This window comes from Pseudoalteromonas sp. SR45-5 (genome assembly GCF_014163565.1).
In the GTDB taxonomy this organism is placed as follows: Bacteria; Pseudomonadota; Gammaproteobacteria; order Enterobacterales; family Alteromonadaceae; genus Pseudoalteromonas; species Pseudoalteromonas distincta.
The window spans coordinates 1-2,712 of record NZ_JACJDN010000542.1; the positions used below are offsets into that span (position 1 = coordinate 1).

Consider the following 2,712-nt stretch of genomic DNA (forward strand, 5'->3'; position numbering starts at 1 on the left):
GAATGCTTACAACATCTACTTTCAAGTTTTCAAGCATTTCGGAGAACAGCTCAAACGATTCACGCTTGTACTCTTGCTTAGGATTCTTTTGCGCGTAACCACGTAAATGAATACCTTGGCGTAAATGATCCATTGCAGCAAGGTGATCTTTCCAATGCTGATCAAGACTCTGTAGCATAATCGCTTTTTCGAATTGACGTAAAACAGAATCGCCAACTTGCTCTTCTTTTTGCTTGTATGAATGCTCAACCGCCTGCTCAATACGCTCACGAAGCTTTTCTTCGTATAGTTTATTGTCATCTGCTAACCACTGAGTAATAGGTAACTCAATTAAGAAGTCTTGTTTTAAACGCTCTTCAAGGCCAGGAATGTCCCACATTTCAGCAAGGCTTTGCGGTGCAATGTACTGATCAATTGTATTGCTAAGTACGTCACCACGAATTGCAGTAATAGTTTCTGAAATATCACCTTCTTCAAGTAGTTCGTTACGCTGAGAGTAAACAACACGACGTTGATCGTTTGCTACATCATCGTACTCAAGTAGTTGCTTACGAACGTCGAAGTTACGTGCTTCTACTTTACGCTGTGCATTTTCAATCGCACGGTTTACCCATGGATGTTCAATTGCTTCACCGCGTTGCATGCCTAATTTACGCATCATGTTAGTCATGCGCTCACCGGCAAATATACGCATTAGCGCATCGTCCATCGATAAGTAAAAACGGCTTGAACCAGCATCACCTTGACGACCAGAACGACCACGTAATTGGTTGTCTATACGACGAGATTCGTGACGTTCAGTACCAATGATATGTAAACCGCCGGCATCAATTACTGCATCATGGCGAATTTTCCAAGCTGCTTTAATTTCAGCAATTTGCTCATCAGTTGGGTTTTCAAGTTTTTCAACTTCACTGTTCCAGTTACCACCTAACACGATATCGGTACCACGACCGGCCATGTTTGTTGCAATTGTTACTGTTCCTGGTAGGCCAGCATCTGAAACGATGTCAGCTTCTTGCGCATGAAATTTAGCATTAAGTACATTGTGCTTAATTTTTTCTTTGCGTAAAAACTGCGATAAATACTCAGAGCTTTCAATTGAAATAGTACCAACAAGCACCGGTTGTCCACGGTCTTGGCAGTCTTTAATATCAATTAAAATAGCTTCGTATTTTTCTTCTTGCGTTAGGTAAACTAAATCGGCGCGATCATCACGAATCATCGGCTTATTAGTTGGCATAACAACGGTATCAAGGCCGTAGATTGACTGAAATTCAAATGCTTCAGTATCGGCTGTACCTGTCATACCTGCTAACGTTTCGTATAAACGGAAGTAGTTTTGGAACGTAATAGAGGCAAGTGTTTGGTTCTCGTTTTGAATTTTTACACCTTCTTTTGCTTCAACAGCTTGGTGTAAACCTTCTGACCAACGACGACCTTCCATTGAACGACCCGTATGCTCATCGATAATAATTACTTCGTTTTCTTTTACAACGTAATCAACATCTTTTTGGTATAGCTTATGAGCACGAAGGGCGGCATAAACATGGCTTAGTAGCGTAATGCTTGCTGCTGAATAAAGCGAATCGCCTTCTTCAATTAAGCCGCGCTCAGTAAGTAGCTCTTCTACTTTAATTTGACCACGTTCAGTTAAATGAACTTGCTTAGATTTTTCATCGATAGTGTAATCGCCATCGCCTTCAATACCTTCTTCGTCTTCTTTTTCTTGAAGCTCAAGTAAAGGGACGATGGTGTTTATTTCAGTGTATAGCTCAGAGCTATCCTCAGCTGGACCTGAAATAATCAGCGGGGTACGTGCTTCATCAATTAAGATTGAATCCACTTCATCGACTACAGCATAAAATAATGGACGTTGAACTCGTTCATCAATGCTAAAAGCCATGTTGTCACGAAGGTAGTCAAAACCAAATTCGTTATTAGTACCGTATGTAATGTCGGCAGTATAAGCGAGCTTCTTTTGCTGCGGCATCATACCTGGTACGTTACAGCCTACTGTAAGGCCTAAAAATTCAAATAACGCACGGTTGGTTTCAGCATCACGTTTAGCAAGGTAGTCATTCACGGTAATTACGTGAACACCTTTGCCTGTTAAGCCGTTTAGATAAGCTGGTAGAGTAGCTGTAAGTGTTTTACCTTCACCGGTACGCATTTCTGCAATGCGACCTTGATGTAAAACCATACCACCTAATAACTGCACGTCGAAATGACGCATGCCATTTACACGCTTTGACGCTTCACGTACCACAGCAAAAGCTTCAGGTAGAATATCGTCAAGGCCTTGTCCGTTATCGTAACGTTCTCTAAACTCAGCTGTTTTAGCTCTTAAATCTTCATCAGAAAGCGCTTCAAGTTGCGTTTCTAGCGCATTGATTAGCGCGACCGTCTTTCTTAAGTTTTTAATAGTGCGGTCATTGCGACTACCAAAAAGCTTGGTAAATAAATTAGATATCATGATAAAACCGTTACAATGTATTCTTTGTCAGCCGAGTATCGGCTAACCCATTTTTAACAATTGGTAATTAATATGTGCTTTTAAGTAACACTTAGAACATATTAATTAGCAATTTTGTATTAAACCGTTCAAAAAGCACTGTTTATTACGTGCGCTACTATACCAGACTCTGCCAAACAACAAACTATCTCAATAAAAAGATCGGTGTATAAAATCGAAAAATTTGATCTGGTTCG

The 2,712-nt window shown here is 40.5% G+C and carries 1 protein-coding gene; it reads right to left on the reverse strand.

Going from position 1 to position 2,712, the window contains the following annotated elements; translation table 11 throughout:
- The coding region (gene secA / locus H5072_RS16260) for a preprotein translocase subunit SecA (RefSeq protein ID WP_182694118.1) at positions 1-2,476 on the reverse strand (2,476 nt) is incomplete at its 3' end.
- Positions 2,477-2,712: the final 236 nt, after the last annotated feature.